Raw genomic sequence first — 15,317 nt, 5'->3', positions numbered from 1 at the left:
CACTTCGGCGCGCCGTAGGTTTCCTGCACGCGACGGCCCTGTGACCCCGGTCACCGATCTGGCCGTGGCGGGACGGACCTGCGGAGGGTGAGGCGATGGCCGGGCAAGCGATCCTGTCGGCCCGTGGGCTGACCCGGGACTTCCGGGGCTTCCGGGCCGTCGACGGGGTCGACCTGGACGTGGCGGCGGAGACCGTGCACGCCCTGGTGGGCCCGAACGGCGCCGGCAAGACCACACTGTTCAACCTGCTCACCGGCTTCCTTCCGCCCAGCGGCGGGCGGATCGAGCTGGACGGCCGGGACGTCACCGGGCTGCCCCCGGAGCGGGTGGCCCGCCTCGGCGTGGCCCGGTCGTTCCAGATCACCAGCCTCTTCCCGCAGCTCGGCGCGCGCGAGCACGTGGAGCTGGCCCTCCAGTCGTCGAGCGGGCTGGGCTGGCGGTTCTGGCGGTCGGCGAAGCTGATGCGCCGCTACCGGGAGCGGGCCGCCGAGCTGCTGGACATGGTCGGTCTCGCCGACCTCGCCGAGGCCCCGGCCGAGGCGCTCGCGTACGGGCGCAAGCGGGCCCTGGAGCTGGCCATCGCGTTGGCGCTGGACCCGAAGGTGCTGCTGCTCGACGAGCCGACCGCCGGGATGGGGCTGGAGGACGTCGACCGCACCGTCGAGCTGATCTCGACCGTCCGCACCGGCCGGACCGTGGTCATGGTCGAGCACAACATGAGCGTGGTGGGCCGGCTCGCCGACACGGTCACCGTCCTGCAGGCCGGCAAGGTGCTGGTCGAGGGGCCGTACGAGCAGGTCCGCGCCGACGAGCGGGTCATCACCGCCTACCTGGGAGCCGCCGATGCTGCGCATTGACAACCTCTCCGCCGCCTACGGCGAGGCGCAGGTGCTGCGGGAGGTGAGCCTGGAGGTGGCCGCCGGGGAGGTGGTCACCCTGGTCGGGCGCAACGGCGCCGGCAAGTCCACGCTGCTGCGGTGCGTGATGGGGTTGCACCCCGACCAGCGCGGCGCGGTGCGCCTCGACGGCCGGGACATCAGCCGGCTGCCGGCGTACAAGCGGGCGCGGGCCGGGCTCGGCTGGGTGCCCGACGACCGGGGCGCGTACGCCACGCTCACGGTCACCGAGAACCTGACGCTGCCGCCGCGGGTCGGCCCGGACCCGTGGCCGCTGGAGCGGGTGTACGAGGCGTTCCCCGCCCTATACGAGCGGCGCGACTCGGCCGCGACCATGCTCTCCGGCGGCGAGCAGCAGATGCTCGCGCTGGCCCGGGTGCTGCGCATGGGTGCCCGGCTGCTGCTCTGCGACGAGCCCACCGAGGGGTTGTCGCCGCTGCTCGTGCAGCAGGTCGGCGACCTGCTGCGGGAGGCCAAGAAGCACGGCGTGACAGTGCTGCTGGTCGAGCAGAACCTGCACTTCGCCACCGGCGTCGCCGACCGGCACTACCTGCTGGCCGAGGGACGGATCGCGGAGGCGATGGAGAACGCCGAGGTGCGCTCGCGGGAACGCGAGCTGCTGGCGTACCTCGGTATCTGAATTCCGACGGCTGACCCGCGCGGACCGCGCGGTACGAAGGGGATGAACATGCGTAGGAGCGTGGGTGTGGCCGCCGCCTCGGCGGCGGCGCTGCTGGTGGCCGGTTGCGGCGGCGGTGGTCCGCAGTCCGGCGGCGACTCGAAGCTGACCGGCGACAAGATCGTGTTGGGCGTGCTCAACGACCAGTCGGGCGCCTACTCGGAGCTGTCCGGGCGCAACTCGGTGAAGGCCGTGGAGATGGCCATCGCCGACTTCAAGGCCGAGCACGGCGACGACGCGGTCACCAAGGACATCACGGTGGAGACCGCGGACCACCAGAACAAGCCGGACGTGGCCAACAGCAAGGCCCAGGAGATGTACGACCGCAAGGGCGTCGACGCCATCCTGGACGTGCCCACCTCGTCGGCCGCGCTGAAGGTCGCCGACGTGGCCAAGGAGAAGAAGAAGCTCTATTTCAACATCGGCGCGGCGACCACCGACCTGACCGGGAAGAGCTGCAACAGGTACACGTTCCACTACGCGTACGACACCTACATGCTGGCCCACGGCACCGGCACGGTGACCACCGAGCAGGTCGGCAAGAACTGGTACATCCTCTACCCGAACTACGCGTTCGGGCAGGACATGGAGAAGAGCTTCTCCACCGCCATCGCCGCGGCCGGCGGGACGGTGGTCGGCAAGGACGGCGCGCCGTTCCCGAACACCAGCGGCGACTACTCGTCGTTCCTGCTCAAGGCGCCGACGCTGAACCCGAAGCCGCAGGTGCTCGGCACCATGCAGGCCGGCGCCGAGCTGGTCAACGTGGTGAAGCAGTACAACGAGTTCAAGCTGCGGGAGAAGGGCGTCGGGCTGGCGGTCGGCCTGATGTTCATCACCGACATCCACTCGCTCACCCCCGACGCGCTGGCCGGCACCACCTACACCGACGCCTGGTACTGGAACTTCGACCAGCAGAACCGGGAGTGGGCGGACCGGTTCCAGAAGGAGACCGGCACCCGGCCGTCGTTCGCGCACGCCGCGAACTACTCCGCCGCGATGCAGTACCTGGAGGCGGTACAGGCCGCCGGCACCGACGACGCGGACGCCGTGGTCAAGCAGCTGGAGGGCAAGGAGGTCAACGACCTCTTCCTGCGCAACGGCAAGATCCGCGCCGAGGACCACCGGGTCGTGCACGACGCCTACCTGGCCCAGGTGAAGCCGCAGGCCGAGGTGAAGGAGCCGTGGGACTACGTGAAGGTCCTCAAGACCATCCCGGCGGCGGAGGCGTTCCGGGCGCCGTCGGCGGACTGCAAGCTCTGACATGTCCGGGTTCCTGCAGAACACGTTCAACGGGCTGGTGGGCGGGGCGTTCTACGCCCTGCTCGCCCTCGGGCTCGCGGTCATCTTCGGCATGCTCCGGGTGGTGAACTTCGCCCACGGCGCGTTCTACATGCTCGGCGCGTTCGGCGCCTACGTGCTGCTCGCCGAGGCGGGCGTGCCGTTCTGGGCCGCACTGGTGATCATGCCGCTGGCGCTGGGCCTGCTCGGCATGGTGCTGGAGCGGGCGGTGATCCACCGGCTCACCCGGCTCGACCCGCTCTACAACTTCCTGCTCACCTTCGGCCTGACGCTGATCCTGCAGGACCTGGTGAAGTCCCGGTACGGCGTGCAGTCCAGCCCGTACGCCACGCCCGCCGAGCTGAGCGGGACCGTCGACTTCGGTCTCTTCGACTTCCCGACGTACCGGGTCTTCATCCTCGGCTTCACCGTGCTGCTCTGCGTCGCGGTGTGGTGGGTGCTCGGGCGGACCCGGATCGGCATGGTGGTCCGGGCCGCCACCGAGCGGCCGGAGCTGACCCGGGCGTTCGGCATCGACGTGGGCCGGTGGGTCACCCCGGTGTTCGGCTTCGGCATCGCCCTGGCCGGGCTGGCCGGGGTGCTCGCCGCCCCGATGCGGGCGGTCAACCCGCTGATGGGCGCCGACCTGATCATCGTGGTGTTCGCGGTGGTGGTGATCGGTGGGCTCGGCTCGATCTTCGGCTCGGTCGCCGCCGGCTTCGGCATCGGCCTGGTCCAGGCGTGGGGCGAGGCGTACCTGTCGGACTACCCGCTGGTGTCGCAGACCGTCGTGTTCGTGGTGATGGCCGCCGTGCTGCTCTGGCGCCCGGCCGGCCTGTTCGGCCGTGAGGAGGCTCCCGCATGACCGAACGCACCGAGCGGAGCGAGGGCCGTGAGGGCATGCCCGGTCAGCACGGCATGAGCGCGACGGTGGACACCAAGGCCCCACCGGCCCGGTCCGGGCTGCTCGCCGTGGCCCGGGCGCCGGGCTGGGTGCGGTACGCGCTGCTGGCCGTGGGCCTGCTGGTCGCGCTCTGGCTGCCCAACGGCCTCTACCCGGCGGTCGCGGTGGACATCCTGTGCTGGGCGCTGTTCGCCGTCTCGGTGGACCTGCTGCTCGGCTTCACCGGGCTGATGTCGTTCGGGCACGCCGCCTTCTGGGGCACCTCGGCGTACCTAACCGGGTTGGTCGCGATCCACGCCGGCCTGCCCTTCCCGGCCGCGGTGCTGGCCGGGGCGCTGGGCGCGGCGCTGCTCGCGCTGCCCATCGGCTACCTGGCGGTGAAGCGCACCGGGATCTACTTCGCCATGGTCACCCTGGCGTTCGCGCAGATGGTCTATTACGTGGCCAACGAGTGGCGCTCGGTCACCCAGGGGGAGAACGGGCTGCAGGGCGTGCCACGCGCGTTCTTCGGGGCCGACCTCACCGACGACTACTACTTCTACTACGCGATCCTGCCGATCGTGCTGCTCGGCCTCTTCGCGGCCTGGCGGATCGTGCACTCGCCGTTCGGGCGGGTGCTGGTCGGCATCCGGGACAACCCGGCCCGGGCCCGCGCGCTGGGCTACCCGGTGCACCGCTACAAGCTGACCGCGTTCGTGCTCTCCGGTTTCCTGGCCGGGCTCGGCGGCGGGCTCTTCGCGGTCGGCCACCGGTTCGTCTCCCTGGACGTGCTGCACTGGACCACCTCCGGCAAGGCGGTCATCGTGGTGGTGCTCGGCGGCATCGGCACGCTGTGGGGCGGCGTGCTCGGCGCGGCGCTGGTGGTCCGCCTGGAGGACTGGCTGTCGTTCTCCGGGTTCGAGGCGATCGGGCTGGTCACCGGCGGCATCTTCGTGCTGGTGGTGCTGCTGTTCCGGCGGGGCCTCTGGGGCACGGTCGCCCACCTGCTGAGGCGTCGGGGGGCCGCCCGGCGCGAATGATTTTCCCCCCGGCGCATCCGGATCGGGGCGACCGGACGAACCCCCTGGTAGGAGAGCTACCCGGGGGTACGTCCGTTGCTGTGGAACAACATGCCGGCCGGGGCCGCCGAGACGGCCCGTAAGCGGCTGCTGGCCGCCGCCGAGGACCTGGACGACAACCAGGTCGCCGGGCTGGTGCTCGACCTGGCCGCCGAGGCCGGGGTGGCGCCGGTCTGGGAGCAGGTCTGCCTGCCTCTGCTGGGCGGCCTGCGCGGGGAGAGCCCCGCCGACATCGCGGTGGAGCACGCCCTGTCCGAGGGGGTGCGGGTCGGGTTGGACGTCTTCCGCCGCGACCCGAGCCGACCGCTGCCCGCGCGCGGGTTGCTGCTCGCCGGCGCCGAGCACGAGACGCACTGCCTCGGGCTGCACGCGCTGGCCGCCGCGTTGCGCGAGCGGGGTCGCGGTTGCCTGCACCTCGGCCCGGCGCTGCCCTGGTCGGCGCTGGCCGGCGCGGCGGCCCGGGTCCGGCCGCGGGTGGTGGTGGTCTGGTCGCAGTCCCCGCTGACCGGCCGGGCGTACCGGCTGGTCCGCCTCCGGCGGGATCTTCCGGGTGTCCGGGTGCTCGCCGCCGGCCCGGGCTGGATCGAGCCGTTCCCGCCCCCGCTGCGCCTCACCACCCTCCCCGAGGCCATCGCCGCCTGCCTGCAAGGCGGGGCCCCTTCTTAACGCCTCCGGTAGAGGAGGGGGCCCCTTTTAACAACGACCGCCGGCGCGGAAGCCGTGCAGCAGGGTGGCCACCGCGGACTCGGGGTCGAAGGCGTCGTCGGGCGCGGCGAGCTGGTTGCCGAAGAGCCCGTCGACGAGCGCGAGCAGCATCCGGAAGTGGGCCGGCGGGTCGGTCGAGCCGAGCGCGGCGAGCAGCGGTACCCCCCACCCGGCCAGCTGGGCCCGGCCGGCCTCGATCGCCGGCCGCAGTTCGGGGCGTACCGCCGCCTCGACGAAGAGGGCGTAGCGGGCCAGCGTGACCTCCCGCCGCTCGGTGGTGAACTCCCGGATCAGCCGGCCGAGGACGCGGGCGGTCGCGTCGACGTCGCCGGGGGGCAGGTCCGCCGCGAGCCGCTGCCAGGCCTGCGTCTCCACCTCGACCAGCCGGGCGAAGACGGCGTCGACGAGCGCCTCGCGGGTGCGGAACCGGTTGGAGGCGGAGCCTTCGGGCAGCCCCGCCTCGGCGTCCACCGCGCGGTGGGTGAGGTGGCGCGGCCCGCGGGTGCCGAGCACCCGGACGGCGGCGTCGAGCAGGAGCTGACGGCGGTCGGTCACCGGGTCAGACTACAGCCGTAGTGCCGCCGACTACATCTGTAGTACGGTGACCGCATGGACGGGCGTGCGGTGGTGGTCGGCGGCGGCATCGGTGGGCTCGCGGCGGGCCTCGGCCTGCGGGCGGCGGGCTGGCAGGTGACCGTCCTGGAACGCTCTCCCGGGTTGCCGGAGACCGGCACCGGGCTCGGCATCTGGCCCGGCGCGATGCGCGCCCTGGACGCGCTCGGCGTCGGCGACGAGGTGCGCCGGCGCGCCCGCCGGCAGGCCGGCGGGTCGATCCGACGGCCGGACGGCAGCCGCATCGCCACCATCGACGTCGGCCGGATCGAGCGACGCCACGGCGAGCCGGTGCACCTGGTCACCCGGCCGGCGCTGCTCACCACGCTGGCCGCCGCGCTGCCCCCCGAGGCGCTGCGGTTCGCCGCGCCGGTCGCCGACCCGGGCGCGCTGCTCGACGCGTACGACCTGGTGGTCGGCGCGGACGGGATCAACAGCGTGGTCCGCGCGTCGGTGCACGGCGGGCGCTACCCGCTGCGTTACGCGGGCACGGTGGCCTGGCGCGGCGTGGTCGACGCGGAGTCGGCCGAGGGCGGCGAGACCTGGGGTCGGGGGCGCAAGTTCGGCCTCACGCCGGTCGGCGGCGGGCGGACCAACTGGTACGCCTCGGTGAGCCTCCCGCCCGGGCATCCCGCACCGGCCGACGACGTGGCCGAGCTGCGCCGCCTCTTCGGTGACTGGCACCCGCCGGTGCGTCGGGTGCTGGACGCGCTCACGCCGGCCGGGGTGCTGCGGCACGAGATCCGCGACCTGACCCCGCTGCCGTCCTACGTGGCGGGCCGGGTGGCGCTGCTCGGCGACGCCGCGCACGCCATGACCCCCGACCTCGGGCAGGGCGCCTGCCAGGCGCTGATCGACGCGGTGGCGCTGGCCGAGTGCGTCCGCGACGCCACCGACCTGCCGGCCGCGCTGCGGACGTACGACCGGCGGCGCCGCCGGCCCACCCAGCGCATCGCGGCCGGCGCGCGGTGGGCGGGGCGGCTCTCCCAGGCCCGACGGATGCTGCCGGTGCGCGACGCGGTGCTGCGGCTGGCGCTGGCCGCCGGCCCGCCCGCCTGAGTCGCCGGGCGCGGGCCCTCGCACGGGGGTGGGCCCGCGCCCGGACGTGAGCTGGCGCACATTCGATACGAACCGGTTCCGTATCGAAACTCCCTCACCTACGCTCGGCGGGAGTTACGAGTCTGCCCCGTATCGTATTCGGACGCGGGTGAACCGGGGGGAGAACCCGAATGGAACCGCACGAGAACACCGGACACCCGAGGAGGTGGGCGATCCTCGGGGTGCTGGTGATCAGCCTCCTCGTGGTCGTCCTCGACAACACCATCCTCAACGTCGCGCTGCGCACCCTCGCCGACCCGGTGCGCGGCCTCGGCGCCAGCCAGGGCGAGCTGGAGTGGGCGATCAACTCCTACACGCTCGTCTTCGCCGGCCTGCTCTTCACGTTCGGCGTGCTCGGCGACCGGCTCGGCCGCCGGCGGTTCCTGATCCTCGGGCTCGCGCTGTTCGGGCTGGCCTCGCTGCTGTCGGCGTACGCGCAGGACCCGGCGCAGCTGATCGCCGCCCGGGCCCTGATGGGCGTGGGCGGCGCGGCCATCATGCCGGTGACCCTCTCGATCATCTCCAACGTCTTCGACCCGCGCGAGCGCGGCCGGGCGATCGGCGTCTGGGCCGGCGCGGTCGGCCTCGCCGTGGCCATCGGCCCGGTGCTCGGCGGCGCGCTGCTGGAGCACTACTGGTGGGGCTCGGTCTTCCTGATCAACGTGCCGGTGGTGGCGGTGGGCGTGCTGCTCGTCGCGCTGCTGGTGCCCGAGTCCCGCGACCCGTCCCCGGGCCGGGTGGACGTGCTCGGCGTGCTGCTCTCCGTGATCGGCCTGGTCGCGCTCACCTACGGCATCATCGACGGCGGCGAGCACGGCTTCGGTCGTCCGCTGGTCTGGGTCTCGATCGTCGGTGGTCTCGCGGTGCTCGGCTGGTTCGTCGCGCACGAGCTGCGCAGCGACCACCCGTCGCTGGACGTGCGGCTGTTCCGGGTGCCCCGGTTCGCCGCCCCGGTGGCCCTGGTCGGCCTGGTCTTCTTCGCCGCCATGGGCGTGATGTTCTTCGGCGCGTTCTACCTCCAACTGGTGCGCGGCTACAGCCCGCTGGAGAGCGGCCTGCTGTTCCTGCCCTTCGCGGCCGCGCAGCTGATCTTCGCGCCGCGCAGCGCCGCGATGGTCCGCCGCTACGGCGGCCGGGCCGTCGCCGCGGTCGGGCTGCTGCTCACCGTCGTGGCACTCGCCGCGTTCGTCCTCATCGACGCGGACACGCCGATCTGGATCTTCTCGGCCCTGGGCTTCCTCCAGGGCGCCGGGATGGCCAACATCATGCCGCCGGCCACCGAGTCGATCATGTCGGCGCTGCCCCGGGAGAAGGCCGGCGTGGGCTCGGCGGTCAGCAACACGATCCGCCAGGTGGCCGGCGCGCTCGGCGTGGCGGTGCTCGGCTCGGTGCTCTCCGCGGTCTACCGCGACCAGGTCGCCCCGGCGGTGTCCGCGCTGCCCGAACCGGTCCGCGACGCGGCCCGGGAGTCGGTCTCCGGGGCGTACGCGGTCGCCGACCGGCTCGGCCCGGCCGCGCCGCGGCTGATCGAGGCCGCGAACGACTCGTTCGTCTCGGCGATGCACTGGGCGGCCGGGATCTCCGCGCTCGTCGCCACGCTCGGCGTGGTGATCGTGTTCCGTTGGATGCCGGGCCGGCCGGTCGTCGCGGCCGACGCGACGCCGGCCACGGAGCCGGAGTTGGCCGGGACCGCATAGGTTCGTGGACAATGTCTGACATGACTTCCACGGCGGATGCTCCGCGGTCGCCCGGGCGACCGCGGAGCACCCGCGCGGACGAGGCGATCGTGGAGGCCACCCTCGACCTGCTGGCCGAGGGCAGCACCATCGAGGCGCTCTCCATCGAGGCGATCGCCGCCCGGGCCGGCGTCGGCAAGGCCACCATCTACCGCCGCTGGCCCGGCAAGGAAGCACTGCTGCTGGACGCGCTGCGCCGGCTCAAGGGCGACCCGCCCCGCACCCGCGGGCGCTCGGTGCGCGACGACCTGGTGCAGCTCGTCGGCGCCGTCGGCCAGCACGTCGACCCGCGGGCCCGCATGATCATGCCGTGCCTGGTGCCCGAGGTGAGCCGCAGCTCCGCCCACCGCCAGGCCTACGAGGCGATCATCGAACCCCGGCGGGAGGCGATGCGCGAGGTGCTGCGCCGCGCTGTCGAACGCGGCGAGCTGCGCGCCGACCTGGACGTCGAGGTGGCCATGGCGCTGCTCACCGCGCCGATGCTGACCCAGCGGATGGTGCACTGGTATCCCGGGCCGGACGAGCGGCTCCTGCCGGAGCGCATCGTCGACACGGTCCTGGACGGCCTGCGCGCCCGCTGACGCCATCGGCGCCGGCCTGCGCCCGCTGACCCCGGTCGGCGGCTCAGGCGGCCGGCGTGCGGAGCCGGTGCAGGCGCAGCGCGAGCTGCACCTCAAGCGCCCGCTCCGGCTTCTGCCAGTCGGCGCCGAGCAGCTGCCCGACCCGCTCCAGCCGCTGGGTCACCGTGTTCACGTGCACGTGCAACTGCTCGGCCGCCCGGGCCAGGCTGCCGCCCACCCCGAAGTACGCCTCCAGCGTCTTCACCAACGCGGTGCCCCGCCGCGCGTCGTAGTCGACCACCGGCCCCACCGTCGCGGTCAGGAACCCGCTCACGTCCCGGTCGCCGGCGTCACCGACCGCGCCCAGCAGCAGCCCGACGAAGCCCAGCTCCGCGGTGCTCGCCCCCTGCCCGGCCCGGCCCAGCGCGCCCAGCGCGGTCAGGCACCGCTCCGCCTCGGCGAACGTGACCGCCAGCGACGCCGGGCCGGTCGACGGCCCGCTCGCCCCCGCGGTCACCGGCCGGCCGGTCACCCGGGACAGGTCCCGGGCCACCGCCCGGGCCGCGCCGCCGGCGTCCTGTCCGGGCAGCATCAGCACCACCCGCCCGTCGCGCGCCGCGGCCAGCCCGCCCCGGGTCGAGGCGTACGTGGTGGCCCAGGAGAGGACCCGCTGCCGGGCCGACCCGGTCTCGGCGAACGCGTCGTCGCCGACCGCCACCAGCACGTGCGGGGCGTCCAGGTCCACCCCGATCCGGCGGGCCCGGCTGCGCAGCGCGTCGGTGTCCCGCAGCGGGCGGGCGATCAGGTCGTCGAGCAGCTCACCCCGGACCCGGCCCTCCGCCTCGGCCACCGTGCGGCGGAACAGCAGCAGCAACGCGGTCACCAGCGCGGCCCGCTCCAGGATGCGCTGGTCGGCGTCGACCAGCTCGTCGTCCGGGCGCAGCACCAGGGCGCCCAGGTTCTCCGCCCCGGCCACCACGGCCGCGTACCAGAGCGGACCGCGTCGCACGCTGCGCCCCTCGGTGCGCGACGCGGCGACCGCCTCCACGATGTCCGCCCGGTCCGGCTCCTCGATCTCGCCGACCCGGGCCAGCCGGCGGCCCTCGGCGTCCAGCGCCAGCAGCGCCCCGCCGAGCACCTCGGTCACCGCCGCCGCCACGTCCTCCATCCCGCCGCCACGCACCACCAGCGCGGTCATCCGGTCGTGCGCGGCGGCGGCCCGCTCGACCGAGCTGCTGTGCGCGCGGATCGTGCCGTTGGCCGCCGACAGCTCCTCCAGTGCGGCGCGGGTCTCGGCCAGCAGCCGGGCGGTGTCGATCGCCACCGCCGCGTGCGCGCCCAGCGAGACCAGCAGCGACACCTCCTCCCGGGCGAACGGGCGGGCCGAGCGGTTGGCCGCGTAGAGCACGCCGATCACGCTGGAACCGAGCCGCAGCGGCACGCCGAGGATGGCCACCAGGCCCTCCTCGCCCACCCCGCCGTCGATCTCCCCGGTGTGCCGGAACCGCTCGTCCTCCTGGTAGTTCGAGGTGACGTACGGGGTGCCGGTCTGCGCGACGAGGCCGCCCAGGCCGTCGCCCATCTCCAGCCGCAGCCGCTGGAACCGGGCCGAGATCGACCCGTCGGTGACCCGCATGTAGGTGTCGCCGCGCTCGTCGTCGTTGAGCGTCATGTACGCCACGTCGGTGCCGAGCAGGATCCGCGCCCGGTGCACGATCGCCCGCAGCACGTCGTCCAGGTCGCGCAGCCCGGCCAGGTCGCTGGCGGTGTCGTAGAGACCGGACAACTCGGTCTCCCGGCGACGCCGGCGCTCCAACAGCGCCCGGACCCGCAGCGCCACCACCTTCGCCTGTTCCAGCTCGGCCAGCCGGTCGGCGGGCAGGCCGGCGGCGCGCGCGGCGACCAGCGGGCCCTCGAACTCGACCGCGGCGGCCTCGCGCGCCAGCAGCTCCAGGAACTCCACCGGCGACGACATGACCGACATTGTGCGCGGCGCCACTAGTTCGCCGTCCAGCCCCCGTCGAGGGCGATCGAGGCGCCGGTGAGGAACGCGGCCGGCGGGGCGCACAGGTACGCCACCAGCTCGGCCACCTCCTCCGGCTCGATCAGCCGCTTGATCGCCGCCCGGGCCAGCATGATCTTCTCGATCACCTCGTCCTCGCCGATGCCGTGGCTGGCCGCCTGGTCGGCGATCTGGCTCTCCACCAGCGCGGTCCGCACGTACGCCGGGTTGATGCAGTTGGCCGTCACCCCGTGCGCGGCGCCCTCCAGCGCCACCACCTTGGACAGGCCCTCCAGCGCGTGCTTCGCCGAGACGTACGCCGCCTTGAACGGCGAGGCGCGCAGCCCGTGCACCGAGGAGATGTTGACGATCCGGCCCCAGCCGCCCGCGTACATCCGGGGCAGCGCCCGGCGGATGAGCAGGAACGGCGCCTCCACCATCACCCGCTGGATGTACTCGAAGCGCTCGACCGGGAACTCCTGCACCGGCGCGACGTGCTGCAACCCGGCGTTGTTCACCACGATGTCGGCGTCCACGTCGAGCCGGTCCACCGCCTCCGGGTCGGCCAGGTCGATCCCCTCGGCCCGGCCGCCGGCCTCGGCGGCCACGGCCTTGGCCGCCTCCACGTTGCGGTCCAGCACCACGACCGAGGCGCCGGCCGCCGCCAGGCGCAGGGCGCAGGCCCGTCCGATGCCGCTGCCACCACCGGTCACCAGGGCGTTGCGACCGGAGAGGTCGACGTGTACGACGTGGGGGACCGCCACGGGTTCTGCCGTCATGGCGCAGAAGTTACGAGGCGTGTGGCCCCGGGCACATGGGGCGGCGACACATACTCGACCGCTTCAGTGTGTGGTGCGGCGCGCGCCGGTCGTCCCCGGCGTGTCCGCCCGTCCGGCCGGCGCGGCGCACCAGTAGGGTGTGTCGAACACACGTACTGCTGGCGGCTCGGGGAGGAGGCGGCGTGCGCGTGCTGGGCGTCGACCCGGGGCTGACCCGGTGCGGGGTCGGCGTGGTCGAGGGCGTGCCGGGCCGCCCCTGCACCCTGGTCGCCTACTACGTCGTCTACACCGATCCCGCCGACGAGCTGCCGCTGCGCCTGCTGCACCTGGACCGCTCACTGACCGACCTGGTCGCCGAGCACCGGCCGGACGCGGTCGCGGTGGAGCGCGTGTTCAGCCAGCACAACGTGCGTACCGTGATGGGCACCGCCCAGGCCAGCGGCGTGGCGGTGCTGGCCGGCGCGCGCGCCGGGCTGCCGGTGACGACCTACACGCCGAGCGAGGTGAAGGCGGCGGTGACCGGCTCCGGCCAGGCGGACAAGAAGCAGATGACCACCATGGTCACCCGGCTGCTGCGCCTGGCGGAGCCGCCGAAGCCGGCCGACGCCGCCGACGCGCTGGCGTTGGCCATCTGCCACGTCTGGCGCGGCGGCACCCGGTCCAAGCTGGCCGCGGCGGCCGACCAGGCTCGACGAGGAGGGGCGCGACGATGATCGCGAGTGTGCGCGGCACGGTGACCGCTACCGGTCCGGACCACGCCGTGGTGGAGGTGGGCGGCATCGGCCTCGCCGTGCAGTGCGCCCCCGGCACCATCGCCGACCTGCGGGTCGGCCAGCCGGCCCGGCTCGCCACCAGCCTGGTGGTCCGGGAGGACTCGCTCACCCTCTACGGCTTCGCCGACGACGACGCCAAGCAGCTCTTCGAGCTGCTGCAGACCGCCAGCGGGGTCGGTCCCCGGCTGGCCCAGGCGGTGCTCGCCGTGCACACCCCGGACGCCGTCCGCAAGGCCATCGCCAACGCCGACACCGCCGCGCTGACCCGGGTGCCGGGCATCGGCAAGAAGGGCGCCGAGCGGCTCGTGCTGGAGCTGCGGGACCGGGTCGGTCCGGTCGCGATCGGCCCGGACGACGCGGGCGGGGTGACCGGGGGCGGCTGGCCGGACCAGGTGCGTCAGGCCCTGGTCGGGCTCGGCTGGTCGGCCGCCCAGGCGGAGCAGGCGGTGGTCGCGGTCGCCGAGACCGTCGACGGGGATACCCCGCCGGTGCCGGTCCTGCTCAAGCAGGCGATCCGCCTCCTGGGCCGCACCAGATGAGCAACGACAACCTGGTCTCGGCGTACGTCAGCGACGCCGAGCTGGACGCGGAGGCCAGCGTCCGGCCGAAGCGGCTCGGTGAGTTCATCGCCCAGCACCGGGTCCGCGACCAGCTCGACCTGCTGTTGCAGGGCGCGATGCGGCGTGGCTCCCCGCCGGACCACATCCTCCTGTCGGGGCCGCCCGGCCTCGGGAAGACGACCTTGGCCAACATCGTGGCCGCGGAGCTGGGCACCGGGATCCGGGTGACCAGTGGGCCGGCGATCGAGCGCTCCGGCGACCTGGCCGCGATCCTGACCAGCCTGGCCGAGGGCGACGTGCTCTTCATCGACGAGATCCACCGGATCGCCAAGCCGGCCGAGGAGCTGCTCTACAGCGCGATGGAGGACTTCCGGGTGGACGTGGTGGTGGGCAAGGGCCCGGGCGCGACCGCCATCCCGCTCGACGTGGAGCCGTTCACGCTCGTCGGCGCCACCACCCGGTCCGGCCTGCTGACCGGGCCGATGCGCGACCGGTTCGGTTTCGTCGCGCACCTCGACTTCTACTCCCCGGCCGACCTGGAGACGCTGCTGCACCGCTCCGCCCGGATCCTCGGCGTGCCGATCACGCCGGAGGGCGCGGCGGAGGTCGCCGGCCGTTCCCGGGGCACGCCCCGGATCGCCAACCGGCTGCTGCGCCGGGTCCGCGACTACGCCGAGGTGCGCGCCGACGGTGAGGTCAACCTGGAGACGGCGCGGGCCGCGCTCACGGTCTACGACGTGGACGCGCTGGGCCTGGACCGGCTCGACCGGGCGGTGCTCAAGGCGCTCGTCGACTCGTTCCGGGGCGGTCCGGTCGGGGTCTCCACCCTGGCGGTGGCGGTGGGGGAGCAGCCGGACACGGTCGAGGAGGTCTGCGAGCCGTTCCTGGTCCGGGCCGGGCTGCTCGCGCGGACGCCCCGGGGGCGGGTGGCCACCGAGGCCGCCTGGCACCATCTGGGCCGCAATCCCCCGAATGGTACATTTGGTGTGGATGCCCCTCCGGGGCCCGATCTGTTCTCGACGCAGACCGATCGGCCGTGATCCGTTCGTGATCTGTGCCGCATTCGGTCTTCCCAGGAGCAGGGACTAGACTTCGCCGCGGTCTGTACAGGACGTGAGAATCCGCTTCCGCTGCGGCGCCCCCCGGGGCCGGCGGAGGCCAACCGGAAGGTCGACACCGTGCTTTACGCAGCAGCGAGTGGCGGGGGAGCCGGCGGTCTGACGCCGATCCTCATGATCGCTCTGCTCTTCGTCGTCATGTACTTCATGATGATCCGTCCGCAGCAGAAGCGCCGTCGCGAGGCGGAGCAGATGCAGTCCGCCCTCGCCCCAGGCGACGAGGTGGTCACCATCGGCGGCCTGCACGGCACGGTCACCGTGGTCGAGGACGACACGGTCCTGCTCGAGGTGGCGCCGGGTGTGCAGACCCGGTACGCGCGCCCCGCCGTGGCCCGGGTGGTCAAGCGGGCCGAGGCGCCCGAGGCGGAGACCATCAGCGAGGAAGCCGAGTCGGTCAAGGAGTGACCACTTGCCCCCGAGGGGGCAGCGGAAACACCCCCACAAGTGGATAGTTGGGTCGGCGTCCGACGCCGGCGCGCGGCCAGGCCCGCGCGGCGCCCCCGCGCCGCGTCCGGGTCGGCGTGCCGGTGACCGGGTCGGCCAAGCCGGAGCAGTCGGG

16 protein-coding genes are annotated in these 15,317 nt (G+C 73.8%); 13 read left to right on the top strand and 3 right to left on the bottom strand.

Annotated features, from left to right (window positions below):
* Window positions 1-95: 95 nt before the first annotated feature.
* From GA0070213_RS20925 to GA0070213_RS20900, 6 genes are all read left to right on the top strand, one after another.
* Window positions 96-857, top strand: a complete 762-nt coding sequence (locus GA0070213_RS20925) for an ABC transporter ATP-binding protein (RefSeq protein WP_091067303.1) — start codon at window positions 96-98, stop codon at window positions 855-857.
* Window positions 844-1,536, top strand: coding sequence for an ABC transporter ATP-binding protein (locus tag GA0070213_RS20920; protein WP_091067300.1), 693 nt, complete (start codon window positions 844-846; stop codon window positions 1,534-1,536). The genes GA0070213_RS20925 and GA0070213_RS20920 overlap by 14 nt, the downstream gene beginning before the upstream one ends.
* A gap of 42 nt (window positions 1,537-1,578) precedes the next feature.
* Window positions 1,579-2,835, top strand: coding sequence for an ABC transporter substrate-binding protein (locus GA0070213_RS20915; RefSeq protein WP_091067296.1), 1,257 nt, complete (start codon window positions 1,579-1,581; stop codon window positions 2,833-2,835).
* A gap of 1 nt (window position 2,836) precedes the next feature.
* The gene (locus GA0070213_RS20910) at window positions 2,837-3,718 is read left to right on the top strand and encodes a branched-chain amino acid ABC transporter permease (protein WP_091067292.1); all 882 of its coding nucleotides are present in this window, start codon (window positions 2,837-2,839) and stop codon (window positions 3,716-3,718) included.
* 53 nt (window positions 3,719-3,771) lie between these two features.
* Window positions 3,772-4,776 (top strand): branched-chain amino acid ABC transporter permease, encoded by a 1,005-nt coding sequence (locus GA0070213_RS20905; RefSeq protein WP_091067675.1) that lies wholly within the window; start codon window positions 3,772-3,774, stop codon window positions 4,774-4,776.
* 75 nt (window positions 4,777-4,851) lie between these two features.
* Window positions 4,852-5,481, top strand: a complete 630-nt coding sequence (locus tag GA0070213_RS20900; protein WP_245716490.1) for a transcriptional regulator — start codon at window positions 4,852-4,854, stop codon at window positions 5,479-5,481.
* Between the two features lie 27 nt (window positions 5,482-5,508).
* Here GA0070213_RS20900 and GA0070213_RS20895 read toward each other — a convergent pair whose 3' ends face one another.
* Window positions 5,509-6,075: a TetR/AcrR family transcriptional regulator gene (locus GA0070213_RS20895; protein WP_091067285.1), complete on the bottom strand. Its 567-nt coding sequence runs from the start codon at window positions 6,073-6,075 to the stop codon at window positions 5,509-5,511.
* 54 nt (window positions 6,076-6,129) lie between these two features.
* On the opposite strand from GA0070213_RS20895, the gene GA0070213_RS20890 reads away from it, so the two are divergent.
* The 3 genes from GA0070213_RS20890 (at window position 6,130) to GA0070213_RS20880 (ending at window position 9,547) form a co-directional block, all read left to right on the top strand.
* A complete protein-coding gene (locus tag GA0070213_RS20890; protein ID WP_091067281.1) occupies window positions 6,130-7,191 on the top strand; it encodes an FAD-dependent monooxygenase in 1,062 nt (353 codons plus the stop codon).
* Window positions 7,192-7,361: 170 nt separating this feature from the next.
* Entirely contained in the window at window positions 7,362-8,927 is a 1,566-nt protein-coding gene (locus GA0070213_RS20885; protein WP_091067278.1) for an MFS transporter, read from the top strand.
* 11 nt (window positions 8,928-8,938) lie between these two features.
* Window positions 8,939-9,547, top strand: a complete 609-nt coding sequence (locus tag GA0070213_RS20880; protein ID WP_091067275.1) for a TetR/AcrR family transcriptional regulator — start codon at window positions 8,939-8,941, stop codon at window positions 9,545-9,547.
* Window positions 9,548-9,590: 43 nt separating this feature from the next.
* On the opposite strand, the gene GA0070213_RS20875 is transcribed toward GA0070213_RS20880, so the two are convergent.
* Complete coding sequence (locus GA0070213_RS20875; RefSeq protein ID WP_091067270.1) at window positions 9,591-11,510, bottom strand: helix-turn-helix domain-containing protein; 1,920 nt, start codon at window positions 11,508-11,510, stop codon at window positions 9,591-9,593.
* Between the two features lie 14 nt (window positions 11,511-11,524).
* Entirely contained in the window at window positions 11,525-12,307 is a 783-nt protein-coding gene (locus tag GA0070213_RS20870; RefSeq protein ID WP_091067266.1) for a 3-hydroxybutyrate dehydrogenase, read from the bottom strand.
* 182 nt (window positions 12,308-12,489) lie between these two features.
* Between GA0070213_RS20870 and ruvC the strand changes: the two genes are divergently transcribed.
* From ruvC to yajC, 4 genes are all read left to right on the top strand, one after another.
* Complete coding sequence (gene ruvC / locus GA0070213_RS20865; RefSeq protein WP_091067263.1) at window positions 12,490-13,020, top strand: crossover junction endodeoxyribonuclease RuvC; 531 nt, start codon at window positions 12,490-12,492, stop codon at window positions 13,018-13,020.
* Entirely contained in the window at window positions 13,017-13,619 is a 603-nt protein-coding gene (gene ruvA / locus GA0070213_RS20860; protein WP_091067261.1) for a Holliday junction branch migration protein RuvA, read from the top strand. Before ruvC ends, ruvA begins: the two co-directional genes overlap by 4 nt.
* Window positions 13,616-14,680 (top strand): Holliday junction branch migration DNA helicase RuvB, encoded by a 1,065-nt coding sequence (gene ruvB / locus GA0070213_RS20855; protein ID WP_091067258.1) that lies wholly within the window; start codon window positions 13,616-13,618, stop codon window positions 14,678-14,680. The genes ruvA and ruvB overlap by 4 nt, the downstream gene beginning before the upstream one ends.
* A gap of 138 nt (window positions 14,681-14,818) precedes the next feature.
* Window positions 14,819-15,163, top strand: coding sequence for a preprotein translocase subunit YajC (gene yajC, locus GA0070213_RS20850; RefSeq protein ID WP_091067253.1), 345 nt, complete (start codon window positions 14,819-14,821; stop codon window positions 15,161-15,163).
* The last annotated feature ends 154 nt before the right edge of the window (window positions 15,164-15,317 follow it).

This window comes from Micromonospora humi (assembly GCF_900090105.1).
Taxonomy (GTDB): Bacteria; Actinomycetota; Actinomycetes; order Mycobacteriales; family Micromonosporaceae; genus Micromonospora; species Micromonospora humi.
This window is presented reverse-complemented; position numbering and strand designations above follow the sequence as displayed.

Bases quoted from the DNA above. Each gene is read 5' to 3' on its own strand.
- GA0070213_RS20915 (WP_091067296.1), top strand. From the start codon at position 1,579: ATGAACATGCGTAGGAGCGTGGGTGTGGCCGCCGCCTCGGCGGCGGCG.
- GA0070213_RS20885 (WP_091067278.1), top strand. From the start codon at position 7,362: ATGGAACCGCACGAGAACACCGGACACCCGAGGAGGTGGGCGATCCTC.
- ruvB (WP_091067258.1), top strand. From the start codon at position 13,616: ATGAGCAACGACAACCTGGTCTCGGCGTACGTCAGCGACGCCGAGCTG.
- GA0070213_RS20890 (WP_091067281.1), top strand. From the start codon at position 6,130: ATGGACGGGCGTGCGGTGGTGGTCGGCGGCGGCATCGGTGGGCTCGCG.
- GA0070213_RS20880 (WP_091067275.1), top strand. From the start codon at position 8,939: ATGTCTGACATGACTTCCACGGCGGATGCTCCGCGGTCGCCCGGGCGA.
- GA0070213_RS20910 (WP_091067292.1), top strand. From the start codon at position 2,837: ATGTCCGGGTTCCTGCAGAACACGTTCAACGGGCTGGTGGGCGGGGCG.
- GA0070213_RS20870 (WP_091067266.1), bottom strand. From the start codon at position 12,307: ATGACGGCAGAACCCGTGGCGGTCCCCCACGTCGTACACGTCGACCTC.
- ruvA (WP_091067261.1), top strand. From the start codon at position 13,017: ATGATCGCGAGTGTGCGCGGCACGGTGACCGCTACCGGTCCGGACCAC.
- GA0070213_RS20925 (WP_091067303.1), top strand. From the start codon at position 96: ATGGCCGGGCAAGCGATCCTGTCGGCCCGTGGGCTGACCCGGGACTTC.
- GA0070213_RS20875 (WP_091067270.1), bottom strand. From the start codon at position 11,510: ATGTCGGTCATGTCGTCGCCGGTGGAGTTCCTGGAGCTGCTGGCGCGC.
- GA0070213_RS20920 (WP_091067300.1), top strand. From the start codon at position 844: ATGCTGCGCATTGACAACCTCTCCGCCGCCTACGGCGAGGCGCAGGTG.
- GA0070213_RS20905 (WP_091067675.1), top strand. From the start codon at position 3,772: ATGAGCGCGACGGTGGACACCAAGGCCCCACCGGCCCGGTCCGGGCTG.